Here is a 24047-nt window from a genome sequence, read left to right on the forward strand (position 1 = left end):
TAGCATGAAGAAGTTTCTTGTGGTGATGATGGTTCTTGTGGCGGCCATGGGACTCTTCGCGGCGGGCAGAGGTTTTGGTGGATACCCCATGGGACCCGGATTCGACAGACACCCCATGGTGTACGGAGAAGAACACTGCTTTGGCTATGGTGCACCAGAGTACCCCATGAGAGCCGAGAGAGGCTTCAACTACGGTCTTGGATTGAGGATCAGAGACGAAGAACAGTTAAAACTCGCATTCAAAACAAGAGTGGCAGAAGCGATAAACCAGCTGAACTTAAGTGATGATCAGTTGAATGAGCTCTACAACGTCGTCAAAGAGGCAAAAGAAAAGATCGATTCCCTGAAAGAGAAACTGACACAACTGCGCGAAGAGTACTACAACGCACTGGTGAAAAGAGACACAGAAACAGCAAAAGACCTTCAGGATCAGATGTGGGACCTGAAAGATGAGATCAGCGACACCTACAGAGATTTTGTAAGAAAGGTGGATGACATCATAACAGTCGACCAGTACAGAAGACTGAGAGGACTTGAAAGAATGCTTTTTGTCCTCCTCACAGACGAAGGGTTCGAGGTACTTCAGGATATGGTTCAGGAGTGAATCTCTTTCCCCACCGCCCGACGGGCCCTGCAAGGGGCCCGTTTTTCTTTTTTTGGTTCAATGTTGATAAATTTTGATCTGAATGTTTCTATATGGTAATATTCATATGGAACATCTCTTAAAAATTACTGTAACCTTTAGATAAAAAAGAGGTGGTAGGTTGTACAGAATTCTCGTCATAAACCCTGGATCGAGTTCCACAAAGATCGCCGTGTTCGAGGACGAAAGAAAGGTGTGTGAAGATAGGATCTACCACGATCTGGGGAAGCTGAAAAATTTCAAAAGGGTGATGGATCAAGAACCATTACGAAGAAATGCCATAGAGAGATTCCTGGAAAATAACAACTACAGAATTGAAGATTTTGACGCCATCGCTGCTCGTGGAGGGATACTCGAACCGGTGCCCGGTGGCACCTATGTGGTGGACGATCACATGCTGGATTACCTTTTGAATCACTCTCCCGTAGACCACGTTTCAAACCTGGCTGCCGTCATTGGGTACAGGTTGGGCAGACCTCATGGAATACCCTGCTTCGTTGTTGATCCTGTTTCCGTGGACGAAATGTGCGATGAGGCCAGATTCTCTGGGATCCCCGAAATCGAAAGAAAAAGTTACTCTCATGCACTGAACATCAAAGCCGTGGCACGAAAGGTAGCAGAGGAGATGGGAAGATCCTTCGAAGAGGTTAATATGGTGGTTGCCCATCTTGGAAGTGGCATCTCCGTGAGTGCTCTCAAAAACGGCCGGATGATAGATGTCAACAACGCTAACGATGAAGGACCTTTCAGTGTGGAGCGAACGGGAGAGCTTCCCGTGGGAGACGTGGTGAAAACAGCCTACTCTGGTACATATTCTGCCGAGGATCTGAAGAGGGAATTCACCAGAAGTGGTGGGTTGATCTCTTATCTTGGAACAGGCGATTTGAAAAAGGCGATGAATATGATGGAAAGTTCAGACAAAGCCAGACTGATCGTTGAAGCCATGGCCTATCAGATAGCGAAGGAAATAGGTGGAATGTGTGCCGTTCTTGGGAAAAAGCCGGACGCCATAGTGATAACAGGTGGAATGGCTCAAGAGAGAAGGTTTGTGGACATGATTGTTGATTGTGTTGGAAGATTCGGGAAAGTGAAAGTAATCCCAGGAGATATGGAGATGGAAGCCCTTGCACTTGGAGTTTTGAGAGTTCTCAGGGGAGAGGAGGAAGCCAGGTATTTTCAAAGGGTGATGCGATGAGATCCTTTTCGGAACTGATAGAAACGGTGAGTTCTTTCAGGAAAAAGATGAAACTTGCTGTGGTGATGGCTCACGATGAAGAGACCATGAAGGCCGTTTTGAAGGCCAAAGAGATGGAAATAGTGGAACCCGTTCTCTTTGGAAACAAAGAAAAGATGAAACTCCTTGCAGATTCAATGGGTGTGACTCTCGACGTGGAGATAATCAACACAGAAGATCCCATCGAGGCATCCAGGATGGCTGTAGAGAGCGTTGCAAAGGATGACGCAGGCATCTTGATGAAAGGAATGGTGAAGACAGGTGAGTTGATGTCCATCTTTCTCAGAAAAGAGTACAACCTCAGAACCGAAAGAATCCTTTCCGCTGTGAGTGTTCATGAGGTTCCCACCTATCAAAAGTTGATCGTCATTTCCGATGGAGGAATGGTCATCTCGCCGAATCTTCAGCAAAGAATAGACATCGTAGAAAACGCAGTCTTTGTTGCTCACGCCCTGGGAATAGAAAAACCAAGAGTCGCTCTTCTTGGAACAGGTAAGGAAGATTCCTTGACAGCCGAGATGATCATCCTGTCGAAGATGTTTCAGCATCGAAGCGACTGCATCGTAGATGGACCGATTACCCTGGACTTTGCACTCAGCAAAGAGGCGGGCTTTTCCGATGTTCTGATCGTTCCGCACATAGAGGCGGGAAACATCCTCAGCAAAGCGCTGGTGTACTTTTCCCACGGCAAAGCCGCTATCGTCGTTGCTGGAAGCAGAGTGCCGATCATCCTCACGTCCCGAGCAGACGGAGAGGAAACCAGATTCCTCTCGATTCTCCTTGGAGTGCTGATAGCCCAGAATGGGGTGAGGTCGAATGTTTAGAATACTCGTCATAAATCCCGGTTCCACTTCCACAAAAATGGCGATATTCGAGGACGAAAATATGGTGAAGATGGAAAACATCGCTCATACACCTGAGGAGATTGGAAGGTATCAAAAGATCGTCGATCAACTGGAGTTTCGAGAAAGCCTGATAAGGAGATTCGTCGAGGATTCTGGTTATTCTCTTTTTTCCTTCTCGGCTTTCGTTGGTCGTGGTGGGCTTGTGGATCCCGTTCCAGGGGGAGTTTACATCGTCGACGATTTGATGGTTGAAACCTTGAAATCGGGAAAAAACGGTGAACACGCTTCGAATCTAGGGGCACTCATAGCGTACGATCTTTCACTTCAAACAGAAGCCCCTGCTTACATCGTTGATCCTGTTGTGATCGACGAGATGGAAGAAGTTGCACGAATCAGCGGACATCCTGATTATCAGAGAAGGTCCATTTTTCATGCACTCAACCAGAAAGCCGTTGCAAGAGAAGTGGCAGGATCTGTAGGAAGAAGATACGAAGAGTTGAACCTCGTTGTCGCTCATATGGGAGGAGGCATCTCAATTGCCGCTCATCGGAAAGGGAAAGTCATCGACGTAAACAACGCACTGGACGGTGATGGCCCTTTCACACCTGAAAGAAGCGGTACACTTCCTCTAATACAGCTCATCGATCTGTGCTTCAGTGGGCGGTTCTCGTACGAAGAGATGAGAAAGCGTGTTGTGGGAAACGGAGGACTCATCGCCTATCTTGGAACCAACGATGCCAGAGAGGTTGTAAGGAGGATCAAAGAAGGTGACAGATGGGCAGAAAGAGTCTACAGGGCGATGGCGTATCAGATAGTCAAGTGGATCGGAAAGATGGCTGCTGTTTTGAATGGAGATGTTGACTACATCGTCCTCACAGGAGGTCTTGCATATGAAAACGAGTTTCTCGTTCCCTGGATAAAGGAGAAGGTGAGTTTCATAGCGCCCGTTCTGGTCTTTCCTGGAAGCAACGAAGAAAAAGCACTTGCTCTTTCAGTATTAAGGGTTCTGAAAGGAAAAGAAAAGGCAAAAAACTACGCAGAAGAGGCAAGAAAGTGGAGAGAAAAGCACGATTTTCATCTGGAACTGATACGATCTCGGGAAAACCGTCTCAGGCAGAGTTCAAAATGAGAGAGCGGGGGTGAAAGGATGAGAGGACACATAACGATCGATTCGGAAAGGTGCAAAGGATGCGGTCTGTGCATCAGCGTTTGTCCAGTCAAGGTGATAGGCTTTTCCAAAAAGTACAACTCGAAGGGTTACCATCCAGCCGAATACAGAGGTGAGGGTTGCATAGCGTGCGGGTTGTGCTACCTCAGCTGTCCCGATGTCTGTATCACAGTCTTCCGTGATGTCAGGAAGAAGGAGAAGGTGAGGGCTTGAGGAGTGATAGTATGAAGAAGATCATGATGAAAGGCAACGAAGCGATAGCAGAGTCTGCCATAAAGGCAGGCTGCAGGCTTTACTTTGCTTATCCCATCACTCCTCAAAGTGAAATAGCCGAATACATGGCAAGAAGACTCCCGGAAGTGGGTGGGGTTTTCCTTCAAACAGAGAGCGAAGTGGCAACTGTGAACATGGTGTACGGAGCTGCCTGTACGGGAAAGCGTGTTATGACCTCAACATCCTCTCCTGGTTTCAGTTTGATGCAGGAAGGCATATCGTACATAGCAGGCGCAGAACTACCGTGTGTTTTCGTCGACGTGATTCGTGGTGGTCCGGGGCTTGGTAACATTCAGCCTTCTCAGGGCGACTACTTTCAGGCGGTGAAGGGAGGAGGGCACGGAGATTACAGGCTCATCGTTCTGGCTCCTTCAACGGTTCAGGAGGCCGTTGATCTGACACAGCTCGCCTTTGACCTCGCTGATGAGTACAGAAATCCTGTTCTCGTGCTGGCGGATGGAATGATAGGTCAGATGATGGAACCGGTGGTTCTTCCTGAGATGAGAGACATTTCCACACTGCCGGATCATTCAAGCTGGGCGTTAACTGGTGCCAGAAACAGAGAACCACACAGGATCGCCGCTTTCAATATAGATCCAGTTGGACTTGAACAGATGAACATACGCTACCAGGAAAAATACAAGCGTGTCGAGGAAAAAGAGCAGCGATGGGAGGAATACAGAACGGACGATGCCGAATATCTGTTGGTAGGGTATGGAACCGTCGGGAGGATTTTGAAGAGCGTTGTGGACGAACTGAGAGAAGAAAAACTGCCGGTGGGACTTTTCAGGCCGGTAACTCTCTGGCCTTTTCCTAAAAAAAGGTTGGGTGAAATCGCAGAAAAGGTGAAGTGTATCTTCGTGGTGGAGATGAGTTCTGGACAGATGGTGGAAGATGTCAGGCTTTCGGTGAACGGAAAAGTTCCTGTCCATTTTTATGGACGGATGGGCGGAGTTGTTCCAACACCGGAAGAGATACGTCTTGCTTTCAAGGAGGTGATACGATGAAGGTCATATTCGAAAGGCCAAAATCTCTGAACGACAAAGAGTTCACTTACTGCCCTGGCTGTCACCACGGAATAATTCATCGTCTGATAGCCGAAGTGATAGACGAACTGAACATACAGGACAGAACCATAATGGTTGCCCCTGTGGGATGCTCTGTTTTTGCCTACGAGTTCTTCGAGGTGGACGGAACCGTGGCTCCACACGGACGAGCCCTTGCGGTGGCAACGGGTATTAAGAGAGCGTTGCCAGATCGTATGGTCTTCACCTATCAGGGTGATGGTGATCTTGCATCTATAGGCATAGCAGAAACCATCCATGCGGCCAACCGGGGAGAGAAGTTGACAACGATTTTCGTGAACAACGCTGTGTACGGTATGACCGGAGGTCAGATGGCTCCAACGACCCTGTTAGGGCAAAAAACCACCACGAGCCCACGTGGAAGGAACGCGGAAAACGAAGGATTTCCGCTCCATGTTTCCGAACTCCTGAGCACGATCCCGGGTGTTGCGTACCTTGAACGCACCACCGTCAGCTCTCCTCGAGACATTCTGAACACAAAAAAAGCCATAAGAAAGGCGTTTCTTGCCCAGTTGAAGGGTCTTGGGTTTGGACTCGTGGAAGTGCTGAGCACGTGTCCAACCAACTGGAAAATGACACCTGTAGAGGCTCAGGAATGGCTTCTGAGTAACATGGTGAAGGAATTTCCGCCAAAGATCTTCGTGGACAGAGTGGGGGATTGATATGAGTTATCATGCTGTGGTGATAGCAGGGTTCGGTGGACAGGGCGTCATGCTTGCAGGGCAGATCATAGCAATGGCGGCCGTCATCGAAGGAAAAAACGCCACATGGCTTCCTTCCTATGGTCCGGAGATGAGAGGAGGCACGGCAAACTGCACGGTCATCGTCGATGAAAAGCCCATCAACTCGCCCGTTGTAGATCATCCCACAGAAGTGATAGCGATGAACTTTCCATCGATGATGAAGTTCGGTCCAAGACTGAAACATCGTGGAATTCTTTTTGTGAACTCATCGATAGTTGAACACGTACTGGAGAGAGACGACGTTGAAACAGTCAAAGTTCCTGCAAACGAAATCGCAGAAGAACTGGGGAACACAAAAGCAGCCAACATGGTGATGCTTGGAGCCTTTCTTGAAGTGACAAAAGCGGTGAGTTTTGAGGCTGTCAGAGAAGCCCTCAGCGAGAAAATAACCAGGAAAGATCTTCTGGAAATAGATCTGATGGCACTGGACAGGGGAAGGGAATACATAAAAAAATCACATAGCAGATCCTCTTGACAAGGTATCTCTTTTCTGAGAAAATAGTATTCGGTCCAGGGGACGTGGTGCAGCCCGGTTAGCATGCCGGTCTGTCACACCGGTGGTCGCGGGTTCAAATCCCGTCGTCCCCGCCAGATAACAAAAGGGGCTCAACGCCCCTTTTTCTTTTTCAACGTTTCTTTCACCCTGAAGAGCTCATCGCGCAGTGCCGCTGCATCTTCGTACCTCAACTCACTCGCAGCCCGGTACATCTCTTCCTCGAGGAGAGCCACGTATTCTTCCAGAGAAAGACTCTCTTTCATGGAAAAGATGTTTTTGATTGTATCACCATACTCGGCAGGTTCTTCTTTCACCATGAACTGTTCGAACACCTCTATTTCAAGGGGTTTCACTATGGAACGCGGTGTGATACCGTGCTTTTTGTTGTACTCAAGTTGTATTCTTCTTCTTCTGTTTGTTTCTTCGATCGCTCTTTTCATGGCGTTTGTTATCCTGTCGGCGTACATGATCACCTTTCCATTCACGTTTCTTGCAGTTCTTCCTATTATCTGAATGAGCGTTGTCTCTGAGCGAAGAAATCCTTCTGTGTCGGCATCCATGATGGCAACAAGGGAAACTTCCGGAAGATCCAGGCCTTCCCTCAACAGGTTCACACCAACCACCACGTCCACATCGCCGCGCCTCAGCTTTTTCAACACCTCAACCCTTTCTATTGCATCCAGTTCCGAGTGAAGATACAGAGACTTTATACCCAGTTCTGTGAGATGCTCGCTCAGAAGTTCCGCCGTTTTTTTGGTGAGAACCGTCACGAGGGCTCTTTCTCCCCTCTGTTTCACCTTCACTATTTCGTTTATGAGATCGTCCACCTGTCCTCTGGTCGGACGCACCTCCACCTCCGGGTCAACAAGGCCGGTCGGTCTTATGATCTGTTCAACCACCTGCTCGGAAACGGAAAGTTCAAAATCTCCAGGTGTGGCTGAAACGAATACGATCTGTCCCACCTTCTTCAGGAACTCCTCGAAGGTGAGAGGTCTGTTGTCGTAGGCAGAGGGAAGACGAAAACCATACTCCACCAGGTTCTTCTTTCTGGATCGATCACCGTTGTACATCGCCCTGAGCTGGGGCACTGTGATGTGTGACTCGTCTATGAAGACTACAAAATCATCATCGAAATAATCAAGCAGTGTGTAAGGGGGCTCTCCCGGCTTTCTTCCGTCGAAATGTCTGGAGTAGTTCTCTATGCCGGGGCAGTATCCCATGGTTTCAAGAAGTTCTATATCGTTCAGGGTTCTCTGTTTCAGTCTTTCGTACTCGAGTACTTTTCCCTGTTTCTTGAGTTCGGCAAGTCTTTCTCTGAGTTCTTCTTTTATCGATTCTATGGCTCTTCTCAGCTTTTCTTCGGTCGTTACGAACTCCACAGCGGGATAGATGATGACCTTATCGAGTCTTTCAAGGGTTGTTCGATTGAAGCGATCTATCAGGGAAATCGCGTCTATCTCATCTCCAAAAAATTCAACACGGATACCTTCATCTTGATAAGTGGGATAGATCTCCAGCGTATCACCTCTTATTCTGAAACATCCGGAGAGAGAGACATCTTCGGTTCTCTGGTATCCTATCTTTGCAAGTTTTTCTGCAAGTTCAAAAACATCCAGTCTTTCTCCCACAGAGAGTTTTATGTTCATCCTGTCGAAATCGTTTGGATCCCCTGTGGCGTAAATACACGAGACACTCGCAACGACAATCACGTCCCTTCTGGTTCTGACCGATTTCAGGGTGGACATGCGCATCCTCACAATCACATCGTTTATATCGGCGTTCTTTTCTATGTAGAGATCCTTTGTGGGTATGTAAGCCTCCGGCTGGTAGTAGTCGTAGTAACTGATGAAGAACTCCACTCTGTTTTCGGGAAAGAAGGTTTTGAACTCCTGATACAACTGTGCAGCGAGAGTTTTGTTTGGCGAGATGACGAGGGCAGGTCTGTTCACACGCGCTATCACGTTGGCCATAGTGAAGGTCTTCCCGCTTCCCGTGACACCGAGAAGCGTCTGAAACCTCATTCCTCTGTTCAATCCTTCCACCAGTTTCTCTATTGCCTGAGGCTGGTCACCGGTGGGCTCAAACTCACTCACCAGCTTGAACACAATTTTTTCCTCCTTGAAAACTTTTTAACATCTCAATAATGGTAGAATCTCAGAAGATGGATGAAAACATTTCCACACATTATTATGACTCCGATCAGAGGAGGTGAAGTTTAACAATGGAAAGATTCCCTTACGAAAAGCTTCCAGAAAGCGAACTCAAAGAACTGAAAGAACTTGGAAGACTCTGCCGCGGAGACATCCTGAAGATGACCTACATCGCAAACTCCGGACATCCCGGTGGTTCCATGTCCTCCATCGATCTGTATCTCACCGTTTTCAAATACGCAAAATTGAAACCTGTCGATGATCCCGCAAGGGATAGAATCGTGATCAGCCATGGTCACACTTCTCCGGGCGTTTACGCTGCAATGGCTCGCCTTGGTTTTGTCGATCTTGATGAAGTTCTCACGGGATTCAGACATCCCGCTTCTGTGTTCGAAGGGCACGTGACCCGTGGAGTCGGAATAGTCGACTGGACCACAGGGAACCTCGGTCAGGGTCTTTCGGCCGGTCTTGGATTTGCACTCGCATCCAGGTTCACGGGAAGAGATTACCACGTTTTTGTTCTGATGAGCGATGCTGAACAGGCAAAGGGACAGGTGGCAGAGGCAAGAAGAGTGGCGAAGAAGTACGGTGTCACAAACCTCACCGTGATCATCGACTACAACGATGCCCAGATCAGCGGACGAGCCAGAGACGTCATGCCCGTGAACATAAAGGAGAATTACCTAGCAGACGGCTGGAGAGTCATCGAAATTGACGGTCACGATTACGAACAGATCTACCTTGCCTTGAAAGAAGCAGTTGAAGACGAATTGAATCCGGTTGCCATTCTTGCAAAGACGGTCATGGGAAAGGGCGTCTCCTTCATGGAGAACGAAGTCAAATACCACGGAAAACCTCTGAACAGAGAAGAACTTGAGAGGGCCCTTTTAGAACTCGGCATCGAAAACGACGTGGATGTTTACATAGAAAAGAGAAAGAAACTTCCTGTGGAAAAGCACAGAAAAGTCTATAAAACCTACCCTGTGAAGATCGACACGGGAGATCCCATCACCTACACCGAACCTCTCGACAACAGAGGCGCCTTCGGAAAAGCACTTCTCGATCTGGTGAAAAAGAACGCGGGTAACTCTGATGCCACGCCCATCGTCGCTGTGGACTGCGACCTCAAAGGCTCGGTGAAACTGGACCTTCTGGACAAAGAATTTCCGGAAAGGGTTCTGGAAGTTGGTGTTCAGGAACACAACGCCGCCGCCATGGCAGGAGCACTTTCTGCAGAGGGTGTGATCACATTCTTTGCTGACTTCGGTGTCTTTGGAATCTCCGAGACCTACAACCAGCACAGACTGAACGCCATAAACGGAACGAATCTGAAGGTCGTCGTCACGCACTGTGGTCTCAACGTGGGAGAAGACGGAAAAACTCACCACGGACTCGATTACATTTCCGGCCCCATGAACTGGTACGGTTTCAAGGTGATCGTTCCCGGAGATCCGAACCAGACAGACAGAGCGGTAAGATACGCTGCAAAAGAGTACGGAAACTTCGTGATCGCCATGGGAAGATCAAAACTCCCCATCATTCTGGATGAAAACGGAAAACCCTTCTTCGGAGAGGGTTACGCCTTCGAGTACGGAAAGATCGACGTTGTGAGGGAAGGAAACGACGCTGCGATCGTAACGTACGGATCCACCCTCCATCTGGCGGTAGAAGCAGCCGACGATCTCAGAAAAGAAGGGATCAAAGTTTCTGTGCTGAACGTATCCTGCCCTGTGGATCTTGACATAGAGACACTGAAGATGCTCGATGGAAAGCCCGTTCTTGTGGTGGAGGATCACAACGTCTTCACCGGACTTGGAAGTTATCTTGGAACGGTGCTTCTTGAGAATGGAATCCTGCCGAAAAAATACGTCAGGGTTGGTGTTCCAGAGTTTGCCGTATCCGGAGATTACAAACTGCTCTACAAACTCTACGGTCTGGACAAGGAAGGCATCGTTTCAAGACTCAAAGAAATGCTCTGAAAACATCGCTGTTATGGTAAAATTCTACGAGGGGAGAGAATCCCCTCGTAGATTTTGTTATGGGAGGTGTCTGCATGATCGAAGTAGGTGACCTGAAAAAGGGTATGTTCATCATCTACGACGGTGAGATATACAGGGTACTCGAGGCAAGCAAACACTTCATGGGAAGAGGAAGTGGACTTGTTAGAACAAAACTCAAGAATGTGAAGACAGGTCTTGTGAGGGAAGTGAACTTCCCGAGTGGTGAAAAGGTACCCGAAGCAGAACTTTCTTTCAGAAAAGCCCAGTATCTTTACAGAGATGGAGATCACTATTACTTCATGACCCTGGACGATTACGAACAACACGCTCTCAGCGAAGAGGAAATCGGGGATGCCAAGTATTATCTGGTTGAAAACATGGAGGTAGACCTTGTTTTCCACGAGGGTGTTCCTATAGGTGTTGAACTTCCCACCACCGTTGAATTGACCGTTGTGGAAACAGAGCCTTCCTTCAAAGGTGACACTGTCTCCGGTGGTGGAAAACCTGCTGTACTCGAAACGGGACTGAAAATCACCGTTCCTTACTTCATAGAAACCGGTGATAAAATAAAGGTTGACACAAGAACGGGTGAGTACGTGGGAAGAGCATAAAAAAGGGGGGATTGGCATGGCGGAGGAATACAAGAACATCGAAATATCCGACGGAGTGATAAAAGAGATCGCGATCAGAAGCATTGGAGAATTTCTTGGGGACGTCGGCTCCAGAGTGATGAAGAAAATCAGAAAGAGTCTGGATGTCACAAGAAATCCAGATGACAGCCTCGTCATCGAGTTCAAAATCGATGTCCCTTACGGTGAACCCATTCCTGAATACGTTTCCAAACTCACCGAGAAAGTGAAACACGATATCGAGATGATGACCTCCATGAGGGTAGAGTCCATCAACGTAACCGTGGAGAACGTTTTCGAGAAGGAAGAAGAGATCGAAGAAGAGCCTGAGGAGGGCGAAGAGAAACAGGAATAAACATTCGGGAAAGGAGATCCAGACATGAAAACACCGAGGCGAAGAATGAGGCTTGCTGTCTTCAAAGCTCTTTTTCAACATGAATTCAGGAAAGATGAGGATCTTGAGCAGATACTCGAGGAAATACTGGACAACAGTTACGATGAAAAGGCAAAAAAAGATGCAAGACGCTATATTCGGAATATTAAAGAACACCTTCAAACGATAGACGATCTCATCTCCAGGTACCTTGAACGCTGGACGATAGATCGTCTCTCTGCTGTTGACAGAAACATTCTCAGACTCGGTACCTACGAACTCCTTTACGAGAAGGACATTCCCATAGAGGTTACGATCAACGAAGCCATAGAAATAGCCAAAAGATACGGCACTGAAAACAGCGGAAAATTCGTAAATGGCATACTGGATAGAATTGCAAAAGAGAACGCTCCAAAGGAAAAATTCGAGTTGTGAAGGTGATGAATTTGATTCCGATAAAGAAGATCGCAGAGAGTGTGGGGATAGACGAAAACCATCTTTTTCCGTATGGACGATATATCGCAAAGGTAGACCACAGGCTCCTGAAAGAACTCGAGGGCAGGGAAAACGGAAAGTTGATTCTTGTGACGGCGATCACACCAACACCCGCCGGCGAAGGAAAGACCACTACCAGCATTGGACTTTCCATGGCACTGAACAGGATTGGAAACAAATCTTTTGTGACGCTCCGTGAGCCTTCTCTTGGTCCCACTCTCGGCTTGAAAGGAGGAGCAACTGGAGGCGGAAAGGCAAAGGTTATCCCTTCCAATGAGATAAATCTGCACTTCACCGGCGACATGCACGCTGTGGCAAGCGCCCACAATCTGCTGTCTGCGGTTCTGGATTCTCATATAAAACACGGGAACGAACTTGGGATAGATCCAACGAGGATCTTCTGGAAACGAACCATGGACATGAACGATCGCTCTCTCAGAAAAATCGTGATAGGTCTTGGTGGATCGGCAAACGGTATCCCAAGAGAGGATGGTTTCATCATAACCGCAGCCTCCGAGGTAATGGCGATACTCAGTCTGTCTACAGATTTGAAAGATCTGAAGGATCGTCTTGGAAGAATCGTCGTTGCACTCGATTCTAGAGGAAGGCCTGTGAGAGCCTCCGATCTCGGTGTTCAGGGTGCGATGGCTGTCCTGCTGAAAGATGCAATCAATCCAAATCTTGTTCAGACGACAGAAGGAACCCCTGCCTTCGTCCATGGAGGACCCTTTGCCAACATCGCCCACGGAACAAACTCTGTTCTTGCGACGAAACTTGCCTTGAAACTCAGTGATTACGTGGTGACCGAAGCGGGGTTTGGCGCAGATCTTGGAGCAGAAAAGTTCATCGACTTTGTTTCACGAGTTGGAGATTTCTATCCTAACGCTGCCGTTCTTGTGGCGACGGTTCGAGCGCTGAAGTACCACGGTGGCTCTGACATTGACGATCTTCATGAAGAAGATCTGGAAGCGTTGAAGAAGGGATTTAAAAATTTGAAGGTTCACGTGGAGAACCTGAAGAAATTTGGTCTTTCTGTCGTTGTGGCCCTGAACAGGTTCGAAACCGACACAGAAAAGGAGATCTCTTTTGTGATGAATGAATGCGAAAAACTCGGAGTAAAAGCAGCGGTCAGTGAGGTCTTCACAAAGGGAAGTGAGGGTGGGGAAGATCTTGCAAAAGCGGTGACCGAAGCCATCAAAGATTCATCTCCTCACTTTCTCTACGAGTGGGAAGACCCTGTTGAAAAGAAAGTGGAGATCCTTGCAAGGGAGATCTACAGGGCAAAGGATGTTGAGTACACAGATGAGGCCCGAAAGGCTTTGAAGTTCATTAAAAAGAACGGTTTTGATCATCTCCCTGTGATCGTGGCCAAAACTCCGAAGTCTCTCTCCCACGATCCAAAACTTCGGGGAGCACCTGAGGGTTACACCTTCGTTGTTCGGGACGCTTACGTCTCGGCAGGAGCTGGTTTTGTTGTTGTTCTGGCAGGAGACATAAATCTCATGCCGGGTCTTCCAAAAAAACCCAACGCCCTGAACATGGACGTAGATGAAGATGGCAACATCACAGGAGTCTCTTGAAGGGGGATCGATTGTGTGGATAGACTGTAAATCCATAGCGAAGTCCATCGAAGAAGACGTCAGAAAGAGAGTGGATCTGCTTTCCTTCACTCCAAAACTCGTCAGCGTGGTGGGAACGGATGATCCTTCCACTGCTTCGTATCTCAGATCTCAGAAAAAAAAGGCAGAAAAACTGGGAATAGATTTTGAAATAATCAAAACGTCTCCGGGAGATTTTCTTTCCACCCTGGAGAAACTCGCTGAAGACAAAAATGTGAACGGTGTCTTCGTTGCAAGACCCCTGCCAGAGGGACTGGATGAAAAACGGGTGTTCTCTGCCGTGCCCGTTGAAAAGGACGTTGAAGGTGTCAATCCTGAAAACCTTGGATTTTTGCTCTATGGAGAAGAGACCTTCCCACCGTGTACCGCAGAGGCCGTTGTGAAAGTCCTAGAGAGTGTCACTGAGATTTCAGGAAAGAAAGTTACGATCGTTGGAAGAAGTGTTACCGTGGGAAAACCTCTTGCGATTATGCTTCTGAAGAAGGGAAGAGACGCCACCGTCACCGTTTGCCATTCCAGAACGCAGAATCTTGGGGAAATCACAAGGGCCAGTGATATCGTCGTCGTTGCCGTCGGAAAGGCCCATTTCCTGAAAAGAGACATGGTGAAGGAAGGAGCCATCGTGATAGATGTTGGGATCAACTACGTGGATGGAAAATGGTGTGGAGATGTGGACTCTGCCGTTGAGGAGATAGCACAGGTTACACCCGTTCCCGGTGGTGTGGGTCAGATCACAACCGCTCTTTTGTTTGAACACGTGGTGAGAGCGGCGGAGCGTCAGAAAGCATGAGAGAGATCGTCTACACCGTCACGGAGATAAGCGAGTATATAAAAAAGCTGCTTGAAGAGGATCCTTATCTCGTCAACGTGAGTGTATACGGTGAAATCACCAATGTGCGCCCTAGAAAGGGCCACATTTTTTTCTCGCTGGTCGATGAAAACGCAAAACTGGATTGTGTCCTGTTCGGTGGGGACAACATGGGAATCCGTCTTCAAGAAGGAAAGATGGCTCTCGTCGATGGCAGCATAAGTGTTTACACACCACACGGAACGTACAGGTTCGTCTGTTCGAACATAAGGTATCTCGACCACATCGGAACTTATCAGATGAAGTTCGAGACGACCCTGAAAAAACTACTCGAAGAGGGCCTTCTGTATCGTCCCAAAAGACCCCTTCCCAGATTTCCAAGGAGAATCGGTGTCATCACCTCCAGAAGCTCAGCGGCATTCCACGATGTGATAAGAACGGCAAAGGAGCGAAAATCCCCCGTTGAGATATACCTCTTCCACACTTCCGTTCAGGGAGATTCTGCGAAGAAAGAGTTGATAGAAGCCTTGAGGAAAGCAAACGAGTACGATCTGGACCTTGTTCTGATAGTCAGAGGCGGTGGATCCAGGGAAGATCTGTGGGTGTTCAACGAAGAGGAAGTGGTGCGAGAGATCCTGAAAATGAAACATCCTGTCGTGACGGGAATAGGACACGAGATAGATCGTGTCATAGCGGATTTTGTGGCAGATGTATCCATGCACACACCAACAGGAGCAGCCGAATACGTCCTTCCCGATCTCAGAGACGTCCATGAAGAACTGAAAAATCTCTATGAGAGAATGAAAGATGCCGTGCTGGAGAAGATAACACGTGAGGAAGAAAGACTGAACAGACTATTTCATTACATCAAAGCGGCAGCGAAAAGAAAGTATGAAATAAACAAATTGACAGCCATCAGGGTCAAAGAAATGGCTGGAAAACTCAGGAGTCTGGTGTTGAATTCTGTGAGAAGAAAACAGGAAAGGGTGGAACATCTCTTCAGAGTCCTTGAGAGTCTGAAACCAACAAGGTTTCTCGACAAAGGATTTGTTCTGGTGAAAAAGGAAGGCAAAATCGTGAAAGAGGCTGCCTCTTTGAACTCAGGAGACATCGTGTTTCTTATCTTCAGAGATGGTGAAAAGAAGGCGAGGGTGATCTAGGTGGACTTCGAAGAAATGATGAAGGAACTGGAAGAGATCGTCAACAGACTCGAAAGCGAAGACCTGTCTCTTGAAGAGTCCATTGAACTCTTTCAAAGAGGTGTGGAACTCTACAAAAAGTGCAGGGAGATCCTTCAGAAAGAACAGTTGAAAATCATCGATGTTCTGAAAGAACTGGAAGGTGATGAAGATGATGCTGGACGAAATCAGGAAGATGAGTCATGAAGAACTGAAAAGTCTCGCTGAGGAGATAAGACAGAGGATCGTAGAGGTGGTTTTGAAGAACGGGGGGCACCTTGCTTCCAATCTGGGGACGGTGGAACTCACACTCGCTCTGTACCGCGTCTTCGATCCCAGAGAAGACGCTGTGATCTGGGACACGGGGCATCAAACGTACACCCACAAAATACTGACGGGACGAGACGAACAGTTTCACACCATAAGAACTTTCGGTGGCCTGAGCGGTTTCGTCACAAGAAGAGAGTCACCACTGGACTGGTTCGGTACAGGACATGCTGGTACCTCCATAGCGGCTGCCCTTGGTTTTGAAAAGGCCTTCGAATTTCTCAAAGAGAAAAGACACGTGGTTGTCGTGATAGGAGACGGTGCTCTCACATCTGGTATGGCGCTCGAGGCGCTGAACCAGCTCAAAAATCTCAACTCGAAAATCAAGATAATCCTCAACGACAACGGAATGTCCATCTCACAGAACGTGGGAGGGCTTGCATACCATCTTTCCAGACTCAGGACAAACCCCATATACCTGAAGGGAAAAAAAGCCCTGAAGAAGGTGCTCGAAAAAACCGAGATAGGCTTCGAGTTGGAAGAAGAGATGAGATACTTGAGAGACGGGTTGAAGGGATTGATACAGGGAACCAACTTCTTTGAAGCACTAGGTCTGAAGTACTTCGGGCCCTTCGACGGTCACGACGTAGAACTCCTCGAAAGGGTTCTGAAGAGAGTGAAAGAATACGATTATCCGTCGGTCGTTCACGTTGTGACGAGAAAGGGCAGAGGGTTCAAAGCAGCAGAAGAGGATCCCACAACGTACCACAGCGCCTCACCCGTTGGAAAACCAAAAAGGCTATCCTACAGTGAACTTCTGGGATACACCCTCTCTAAGATTGCAGAATCCGACGAAAAGATCGTTGCCATAACAGCGGCCATGGCGGATGGTACAGGACTTTCCATTTTTCAGAAGAATCACCCCGAGCGCTTCTTCGATCTGGGAATCACAGAGCAGTCGTGTGTCACTTTTGGTGCGGCGCTGGGACTTCAGGGGATGAAACCGGTTGTTGCAATCTACTCCACGTTCCTTCAGAGGGCCTTCGATCAGATTGTTCATGATGTGGCCCTTCAGAATGCTCCGGTTCTCTTCGCGATAGATCGCTCTGGAGTTGTTGGGGAAGATGGGCCCACACACCACGGTCTTTTCGATATCAACTATCTTCTCCCAATTCCGAACATGAAGATAGTATCTCCATCTTCTCCTCAAGAATTCGTGAACGTTTTATACACCGTTTTGGCCAATCTTGATGGTCCTGTTGCTGTTCGCTATCCTAAGGAATCCTTCGAGGCAGATCTCAACTCACTCTTTGAGAACATGAGAGAGATAGACCTTGGCTGGAAAGTGGTCAGAGAAGGAAAAGACGCGGCGGTGATCGTCACCGGAACTCTTCTAAAAGAAGTGCTCAGGATCCCTCTGGATGTCACGGTGATAAACGCTCTCACCGTGAAACCTCTGGATACACATGTTCTGAGAGAGGTTGCACAGAACCACAGGCTCATATTCACCGTCGAAGAAGCCATGAAGATAGGGGGATTCGGCTCCTACGTTGCTCAAAAGCTCTGGGAGATGGGATGGAAGGGACGTGTGGTGAACATCGGGGTGAACGATCACTTCGTAACCCACGGAAGCAGAAAGGAACTCCTGGAAATGCTGGGACTTGATTCAAAAGGGCTTTCAAAAACTATGCTAACATATATTAAGGTCAGAAGCGAGGAGGGGAAAGCATGAAGATCATGCTTGAACATGGAGAACTCGAAATAACGGTGGAGGCATTGAAGAAGATCGTGTATCTTGCAACGGTTGAAAGCTACGGGACGGTCGGAATCGGAGAATCGCGTTCATTCTTTGAGAGGATCTTCGGAGGGGACAAAGGCATCAAGATTGAAGAACTCGAAGACTCTTCTCTGAACGTCGACGTGTACATAGAAGTTGAGTACGGAGTAAACATAAAAGAAGTTGCCAGAAACATCGCCGATAACGTGGCACACAAACTCAAGACACTGGCCGGTTGTGAGAATCTGAACATAACCGTTCATGTGGTAGGCATCAAATGAAACGGAGGTAGAGATCTTGAAAAAGATCACCGGAAGGTTTTTGAAAACCATCATAAAGAAAGCAACGGAAAACCTTCTAAAACACAAAGATGAAATCAACGCCCTGAACGTTTTCCCTGTTCCGGATGGAGACACGGGCTCCAACATGTGTTCGACGATGCTGGAAGCGTGCAAGTACATAGACAATCTCAAAAGTGATGACCTCTCAGAAGTGTGGAAGGCAATCAAGGAAGGAGCACTGATGGGGGCGCGTGGGAACTCCGGTGTCATACTCTCTCAAATATTGAGAGGACTGGCAGACGCCTCTCCGGAGAACTACATCACTCCAGGAGATTTTATCAAGATGATATCGAACGCAAGGAAAGTCGCGTACAGTGCCGTTATGAGACCCGTTGAAGGTACCATGCTGACGGTGGTGAGGGAACTCGACGAGAAACTGAAGGGTCGTTCCTTTGAAACGTTCGAAGAGTTGTTCGACCAGATCGTGGAGATGATAAAGGATACGGTGAACAGGACTCCCAGCATGCTCTCCAAACTAAGAGAAGCAGGAGTTGTGGATGCGGGAGCAAAGGGGCTTTACTATCTGTTCGAAGGAATGAGGGATGCGATCAAAGGAGATATAGAAGTGAACCTCGAGCAGGTGGAACAGGCCTCAGTGGAAGATCTCAAGAGGATGGCCCTGGAAGAGATAACGAACCAGTACTGCACGGAGGTGGCCGTTCGAAGAAAGCGTGTCTTCGAAAAGTCAGAACTGGAATCCTTCTTGAACGAGATAGGAGATTCCGTTGTTCTTGTAGAGCAGGACGATATCTTCAGACTGCACGTTCATACTAATCATCCGGGTCAGGTGCTTGAGAAGGTACTGGATTTCGGCGAAATAATTAAAGTAAAAGTGGACAACATGAAACTTCAGCACGAACACATCATATCCGCCCAGGTCGAAAAGGAAATAGGTGTGGTTGCTGTCTCTCCCGGGAAGGGAATTTCAGAGATCCTGAAAAGTCTGGGTGTTGACGAAATAGTCCCTGGTGGCCAGACGATGAATCCCAGCTTTGCCGATCTTAAGGCAGCGGTGGACAAAACACACGCGAAGGTGGTCTTTCTCTTTCCAAACAACGCCAACGTTCTTCTCACAGCAAAACAGGTGGCGGAATCGGTGGACGACAAAAGGGTTATCGTCGTTCAGACGTCACACGTTCAGGAGTGTGTTGCCGCGATGGTGGAATACGACCCTGACGAGGATCCTGAAGAACTAAAAAGAAGGTTCGAAGAGGCGATCAACCAGTGTGTTCCCATTTCCATCACAAGGGCGGTCAGAGACTCCAGATACGGAAAAAGGCGTATAAGGAAAGGTGAGTACCTCGTCTTTGTGAGAAAAGAACTTTTAGCGCACGGATTCAACCTCGTGAAGGCATTGAAGGACGTTCTGGAAAAGGAGAACGCAAGAGAAAAAGAGATCCTCACCGTTTTTCTTGGTGACAATTATCGAAAGGCAGAACTCGAGAAGATACAGAACCTCATAGGAGAGGAATTCCCGAACCTCGATCTTGAAATCCACGAGGGTGGACAACCCCATTATCCGTTCTTGATGCTTTTGCAATGAGGGGTGAAAACATAAAGGCAATTGTTTATCTTCCGCTCGATCCGGATAAAGCGAAACAGAACAATCTTCCAGTGAAACTTCCCGTTCTTGCAGAAGACCTTCCCAGAATAGTGGAAGAAGATCGTATCCCTCTCGATGTTGTCCTGAGAGGGCTAGAAGCACAGTACGAAGTATCAAAGGATGAGTATTACAGGTCCTACTACGTCTTCTTCCTCTACGAAAAGTTCAAGGAGCTTCTTCGCGAGCAAAGGTTCGACGAGGCAGAAAAGATCCTGGAAAAAGCGAGGGAAGTCCAATACGATTATCGCTACCACTTCTACAGAGGGCTCCTTCTCAAGCACAGGGGAAATCTTGGCGAAGCCGAGGTTGAAATGCGAATAGCAACATCCATGAAGGAAGACTTCGCGCCGGCTTATTTTGAACTCGCGAACATACTGAAAGAAAAGGGTGAAATAGAGGACAGTCTTCTCTTCTACGAAAAGGCCCATGAAACCAACAGAGATTTTCTGCTTCCGCTCCTGAAGAAAGGAGATCTTCTTCTCGAAGAAGGAAGATTCGAAGAAGCCCTTGAAGAGTACAAAAGAATCCTTGAGAAGGATCCAAACTTCACAGAGGTTTATGAAAGACTCGGGGTCATCTACAATCAACTTCAGCGTTTCAAAGAGGCAGAAAAATTCTTCAGAAAAGCGCTGGAAGCAGAACGAAAGGATCATGTGGAGTTCAACCTCTCCTACACCTTGATAAAACTCGGCAGGTTGTTCGAGGCACTGGGCATTCTGAAAAGACTCTACGAGAAGACACCCGACGATCCCATGCTGGCAAACGAGTACGGACTTCTTCTCAAAACACTCGGCCTGTACGAAGAGGCCCTCGAGGTGTTTGAAGAAGCTTACAGCCGGCACAGAGACGAAGAAATCGTGAAATACAACTACGCTACGATTCTTCTTCACTTCGACAGGGAAAAGGCTATCTCTGTCCTGTCGGAGATCACAGGAGAACTCAAAGAAAGGGCAGAACACATGATTGCTCTTGCAGAGAGCAAGGTGAAAATACCAACCTTTGAAGAATTCGAGTGGTTGAGGGATTATTTCGATGAAGAGGGCGTCATCGATGTGGTTTCCCTGGCGGAGGATCTGGCCTCTTCAAACGAAGAAGTCCAGAAGAGGATCGATGCACTCAGAGAAGGACAGTTTCCGTTTTACGATACGACGATCGACACATCAGAAATGATCGAAACCATGATGGGCATCATCTTCGAATCGCCTGACATATTCAAAATGGAAGAAAATGTCGTGAAGTTCACTTCGGCTTTCTTTGGCAGTTCCATCATGATCGCTTCGAGTCTTGTTCTTGTTCGAATCGTGCAGCATCTTCTGGTGTTCAAGGATCTGCTCATGGACGATCTTTTGAGAGAGATTGTGGCAGAAACTCAGGATATAAACTGGCGATTTGCTCTGAGAATAGCCAGGTTCAGGCACGCGGACAAATTCGATTTCGAGAAGCTCTCCGATCTCGTTGTGGCACTTCTGCAATCTCTGGAGCAGGGTGTTCCCGTTGCCGACGATGACAGACTGAAATACGTGATGGAAAAACTACGCATAAAGGAGGGATGACGATGCTTGATAAACAGAAGTTCGTCTCAAAACTTGTAACAACAAACGATACGAAGATAGTCCTGCTTGTGATGGACGGGCTTGGAGACATTCCGGTGAACGGCAAGACTCCCCTTCAGGCAGCCAGCACACCGAATCTCGACAGCCTGGCAAAAGAGAGCGACCTTGGCCAGACCGTTCCAGTCCTTCCCGGCATCACTCCAGGAAGCGGTCCTGGACACCTTTCACTTTTTGGATACGACCCCATAAAGTATCAGATAGGAAGAGGCATCCTTGAGGCGCTGGGTATAGGTGTTGAAGTTGGTGAAAAAGATGTTGTTGCCAGAGCAAACTTTGCAACCTGGGACGGGAACGTGGTGCTCGACAGAAGGGCAGGAAGGCCTGCCACGGAAGAATCTGCGAAGGTGGTTCAACTTCTTTCAGAAAAGATCAAGAAGATCGAGGACGTGGAAATCACGTTCTATCCCGGTAAAGAACACAGGTTCGTGGTGAAGTTCACCGGTGAAGGTCTTGGCGACAGAGTAACGGACGCAGATCCCCAGAAAGAAGGGCATCCGATGGTCTGGGCAGAAGGGCTGGATGAACCTTCGAAGAAGACGGCAAGGATCGCCAACGAGTTGATCAGGAAAATAGCAGAGGTTCTGAAGGACAACCCGAAGATAAACTTTGCCCTCATCAGAGGATTTTCCAAATATCCTGATCTTCCCAAATTCCCGGAGATCTACAAGTTGAGGGCTGGAGCCATCGCAACCTATCCGATGTACAGGGGCCTTGCGAAACTTGTGGGAATGGAGATAATCGAAACGGGACAAACCGTCGAAGATGAAATCAACACTCTGAAAGAAAAATGGAACGATTTCGATTTCTTCTACGTTCACGTGAAGAAAACGGACTCTTACGGTGAAGACGGAAAGTTCGATGAAAAGGTGAAGGTGATAGAGGAAGTTGACAGAGTGATACCGGAGATCCTCGCATTGAAACCGGACGTTCTTGTGATCACAGGAGATCATTCCACGCCCGTTCCACTGAAGGCCCACAGCTGGCATCCCGTTCCTCTTCTCATCTGGTCCAGGTACACGAGAAGAGGTTTGTCTCAGGCCTTCAACGAATTCGAGTGCGCAAGAGGTACCCTTGGAACGATACACGCCAGCGACGTCATGACGCTTGCTCTTGCGTACGCTGGAAGGCTGGAAAAGTTCGGAGCATGATATTGATCTTCTTTTCTCTGTGTCTGGGGGCGCTTCTGGGCGCCCTCTTTCGTTTTCCCTGGTATGTGTTCTTTCCCGCTGCAATTCCACTCTGGAGAAAAAACAAAGAAATTTCAATTGCTGTGCTCTTCATCCTTTCTGGTGCCTTCTTGTACTCACTTGGAACACTTCCACCTGGAAACTACGAACTTGTAGGACTTGTGGAAGGATCCCGTGTGACACGTGTGAAGGTATTTCAGGGAGAGTGGAAAAAGGTCCGCCCTATCAGGATAAGAACCTCAAAAGATGGGTTCATCTACGCGGTAGGGTACTACGACGGCAGCATCTTTCATCCATCCTACTTGAAAGAACTGGAGAAACCTTCTCTGAGAAGACTGAGAGAAGAGTTTTCAAAAGAAGTGCGGGGAACAGCCTTTTCTCTTCTCTTTGGAGAGAAAGATAACGCCGTGTACAGAAGTGGACTTGGTCACTTTTTTGCCGTTTCAGGTCTTCATGTGGGAATTGCCTTTTCTCTTTACACAACGCTCATTTCTTTTTTCACATGGAGGCGGATGTATCAAGAGCTTGTGGCTCTCCTTCTTCTAATTCCCTACGTGCTTTCCGTGAACACCCCCTCTGTTTTGAGGGCCTATCTGACCATACTGCTCTGGAAAGTTCTCAGGACACTTGGTTTCAAAACAACTCCCTCTTATATAACGGCAACGGTGGGGTCTTTGATGATCGTTCTTGACCCCACCGTTCTTTTCACTCCCTCTTTTCTTCTGTCCTTTTTCGTGACACTGAGTATCCTGAACTCGAAGAACATTTTTGAACTCGTCGTGAAAGCCTACCTTGCTTCCCTTCCATTCCTCTGTCTTTTCTTCGGTGAAACGAACGTTTCGGCACTCCTTTTTTCTATTCCGATGTCTTTTGCCGTGATACCTGTTACGTGGGTTTCTCATCTTTCCTTCCTTCTTTTTCTGCTGGGCCTGAAGACTCCATCGATGGTAGCAGCAGACGTAGCAAACATCGTATCGTTTCCTGTGGATGTACTCGTAAGACTTTCGAACATGATGCCCATCATCCCTCTTCCGAAATTTCTGTTCTTTGTCCTGATTCCGGTGCCTTTGATTCTTCTTTTTGACATTCGGGGCATAATCCGTAGAACTTCAGGTCGTGCCATTTTATGACGTACCCCGTCTTTTCTGAAATGTCCGACACGATCTTTTTGACCTGTTCTGAGTTGATCTCGACTATTTTTCCGCATTTCTGACAAATCACATGCTGATGCGATTCGCGTGTGCTTCGATCTATCAGCTCGTATCTGTACAGTCCTTCTCCGAAGTTTAACTTTCTCAAGAACCCAAGTTCGACCAGAAGTTCCACCGCTCTGTAAACTGTGGCTTTGCTTACTCTGACGTTTCTGTTCAAAAGTTCCCGATAGACTTCATCCACACCCAGATGCCTTCCTTTGGATTCAAGAAAGATCTTGAGGATCATTTCCCTCTGAGCGGTGATTCTGTATTTCCTTTTTTTCAATTCATTTCTCAGTTCTTCGTACATCGAGGCACCTCCTTTTC

The 24047-nt window shown here is 47.9% G+C and carries 24 protein-coding genes and 1 tRNA gene; 23 read left to right on the top strand and 2 right to left on the bottom strand.

The features are described from left to right. The first annotated feature begins 4 nt into the window (after positions 1–4). The 9 genes from CTN_RS04650 to CTN_RS04690 all read left to right on the top strand — a co-directional run bounded on the left by CTN_RS04650 (position 5) and on the right by CTN_RS04690 (position 6582). Positions 5–604 (top strand): coiled-coil domain-containing protein, encoded by a 600-nt coding sequence (locus CTN_RS04650; protein WP_015919436.1) that lies wholly within the window; start codon positions 5–7, stop codon positions 602–604. 160 nt (positions 605–764) lie between these two features. After that, entirely contained in the window at positions 765–1838 is a 1074-nt protein-coding gene (gene buk / locus CTN_RS04655) for a butyrate kinase (protein ID WP_015919437.1), read from the top strand. After that, entirely contained in the window at positions 1835–2701 is an 867-nt protein-coding gene (locus tag CTN_RS04660) for a phosphate acyltransferase (RefSeq protein ID WP_015919438.1), read from the top strand. Before buk (CTN_RS04655) ends, CTN_RS04660 begins: the two co-directional genes overlap by 4 nt. Further along, positions 2694–3851 carry a butyrate kinase gene (gene buk, locus CTN_RS04665; RefSeq protein WP_015919439.1) on the top strand — a complete coding sequence of 386 codons (1158 nt, stop codon included), beginning with the start codon at positions 2694–2696 and terminating at the stop codon, positions 3849–3851. The genes CTN_RS04660 and buk (CTN_RS04665) overlap by 8 nt, the downstream gene beginning before the upstream one ends. Positions 3852–3869: 18 nt before the next feature. Then, entirely contained in the window at positions 3870–4103 is a 234-nt protein-coding gene (locus CTN_RS04670; RefSeq protein WP_038067330.1) for a 4Fe-4S dicluster domain-containing protein, read from the top strand. A gap of 11 nt (positions 4104–4114) precedes the next feature. After that, positions 4115–5170, top strand: a complete 1056-nt coding sequence (locus CTN_RS04675; protein WP_038067333.1) for a 3-methyl-2-oxobutanoate dehydrogenase subunit VorB — start codon at positions 4115–4117, stop codon at positions 5168–5170. Further along, on the top strand, positions 5167–5910 hold the full coding sequence (locus CTN_RS04680; protein WP_015919442.1) for a thiamine pyrophosphate-dependent enzyme: 744 nt from the start codon (positions 5167–5169) through the stop codon (positions 5908–5910). Before CTN_RS04675 ends, CTN_RS04680 begins: the two co-directional genes overlap by 4 nt. Position 5911: 1 nt before the next feature. Beyond that, positions 5912–6466, top strand: coding sequence for a 2-oxoacid:ferredoxin oxidoreductase subunit gamma family protein (locus CTN_RS04685; RefSeq protein WP_015919443.1), 555 nt, complete (start codon positions 5912–5914; stop codon positions 6464–6466). Between the two features lie 38 nt (positions 6467–6504). Then, a tRNA-Asp gene (locus CTN_RS04690) sits at positions 6505–6582 on the top strand. Positions 6583–6597: 15 nt separating this feature from the next. Here CTN_RS04690 and uvrB read toward each other — a convergent pair. Beyond that, positions 6598–8592, bottom strand: a complete 1995-nt coding sequence (uvrB, locus tag CTN_RS04695; protein ID WP_015919444.1) for an excinuclease ABC subunit UvrB — start codon at positions 8590–8592, stop codon at positions 6598–6600. Positions 8593–8708: 116 nt separating this feature from the next. On the opposite strand from uvrB, the gene CTN_RS04700 reads away from it, so the two are divergent. The 14 genes from CTN_RS04700 (at position 8709) to CTN_RS04765 (ending at position 23657) form a co-directional block, all read left to right on the top strand. Beyond that, complete coding sequence (locus tag CTN_RS04700) at positions 8709–10616, top strand: transketolase (protein WP_015919445.1); 1908 nt, start codon at positions 8709–8711, stop codon at positions 10614–10616. Positions 10617–10690: 74 nt separating this feature from the next. After that, positions 10691–11248, top strand: a complete 558-nt coding sequence (gene efp / locus CTN_RS04705) for an elongation factor P (RefSeq protein ID WP_015919446.1) — start codon at positions 10691–10693, stop codon at positions 11246–11248. Between the two features lie 16 nt (positions 11249–11264). Continuing rightward, complete coding sequence (locus tag CTN_RS04710; protein ID WP_015919447.1) at positions 11265–11621, top strand: Asp23/Gls24 family envelope stress response protein; 357 nt, start codon at positions 11265–11267, stop codon at positions 11619–11621. Positions 11622–11645: 24 nt separating this feature from the next. Further along, entirely contained in the window at positions 11646–12074 is a 429-nt protein-coding gene (gene nusB / locus CTN_RS04715; RefSeq protein ID WP_038067336.1) for a transcription antitermination factor NusB, read from the top strand. A gap of 5 nt (positions 12075–12079) precedes the next feature. After that, positions 12080–13714: a formate--tetrahydrofolate ligase gene (locus CTN_RS04720; RefSeq protein ID WP_231556026.1), complete on the top strand. Its 1635-nt coding sequence runs from the start codon at positions 12080–12082 to the stop codon at positions 13712–13714. A 13-nt stretch (positions 13715–13727) separates the two neighbouring features. Beyond that, on the top strand, positions 13728–14543 hold the full coding sequence (locus CTN_RS04725; protein WP_038067341.1) for a bifunctional 5,10-methylenetetrahydrofolate dehydrogenase/5,10-methenyltetrahydrofolate cyclohydrolase: 816 nt from the start codon (positions 13728–13730) through the stop codon (positions 14541–14543). Continuing rightward, positions 14540–15721, top strand: coding sequence for an exodeoxyribonuclease VII large subunit (gene xseA / locus CTN_RS04730; RefSeq protein ID WP_015919451.1), 1182 nt, complete (start codon positions 14540–14542; stop codon positions 15719–15721). The genes CTN_RS04725 and xseA overlap by 4 nt, the downstream gene beginning before the upstream one ends. Further along, positions 15722–15946 carry an exodeoxyribonuclease VII small subunit gene (locus tag CTN_RS04735; RefSeq protein WP_015919452.1) on the top strand — a complete coding sequence of 75 codons (225 nt, stop codon included), beginning with the start codon at positions 15722–15724 and terminating at the stop codon, positions 15944–15946. Beyond that, complete coding sequence (gene dxs / locus CTN_RS04740) at positions 15912–17738, top strand: 1-deoxy-D-xylulose-5-phosphate synthase (RefSeq protein ID WP_041437623.1); 1827 nt, start codon at positions 15912–15914, stop codon at positions 17736–17738. The genes CTN_RS04735 and dxs overlap by 35 nt, the downstream gene beginning before the upstream one ends. Beyond that, positions 17735–18064 (top strand): Asp23/Gls24 family envelope stress response protein, encoded by a 330-nt coding sequence (locus tag CTN_RS04745; RefSeq protein WP_015919454.1) that lies wholly within the window; start codon positions 17735–17737, stop codon positions 18062–18064. Before dxs ends, CTN_RS04745 begins: the two co-directional genes overlap by 4 nt. A gap of 16 nt (positions 18065–18080) precedes the next feature. Next, positions 18081–19667, top strand: coding sequence for a DAK2 domain-containing protein (locus CTN_RS04750; RefSeq protein WP_015919455.1), 1587 nt, complete (start codon positions 18081–18083; stop codon positions 19665–19667). Then, a complete protein-coding gene (locus CTN_RS04755) occupies positions 19664–21280 on the top strand; it encodes a tetratricopeptide repeat protein (protein ID WP_015919456.1) in 1617 nt (538 codons plus the stop codon). The genes CTN_RS04750 and CTN_RS04755 overlap by 4 nt, the downstream gene beginning before the upstream one ends. Positions 21281–21282: 2 nt before the next feature. Then, positions 21283–22488, top strand: coding sequence for a 2,3-bisphosphoglycerate-independent phosphoglycerate mutase (locus CTN_RS04760; RefSeq protein WP_015919457.1), 1206 nt, complete (start codon positions 21283–21285; stop codon positions 22486–22488). Then, positions 22485–23657 carry a ComEC/Rec2 family competence protein gene (locus tag CTN_RS04765; protein WP_015919458.1) on the top strand — a complete coding sequence of 391 codons (1173 nt, stop codon included), beginning with the start codon at positions 22485–22487 and terminating at the stop codon, positions 23655–23657. The genes CTN_RS04760 and CTN_RS04765 overlap by 4 nt, the downstream gene beginning before the upstream one ends. On the opposite strand, the gene CTN_RS04770 is transcribed toward CTN_RS04765, so the two are convergent. Next, complete coding sequence (locus CTN_RS04770) at positions 23548–24030, bottom strand: Fur family transcriptional regulator (protein WP_015919459.1); 483 nt, start codon at positions 24028–24030, stop codon at positions 23548–23550. The two genes, CTN_RS04765 and CTN_RS04770, sit on opposite strands and share 110 nt — an antisense overlap. Positions 24031–24047 lie beyond the last annotated feature (17 nt).

The organism is Thermotoga neapolitana DSM 4359 (genome assembly GCF_000018945.1).
GTDB lineage: Bacteria > Thermotogota > Thermotogae > Thermotogales > Thermotogaceae > Thermotoga > Thermotoga neapolitana.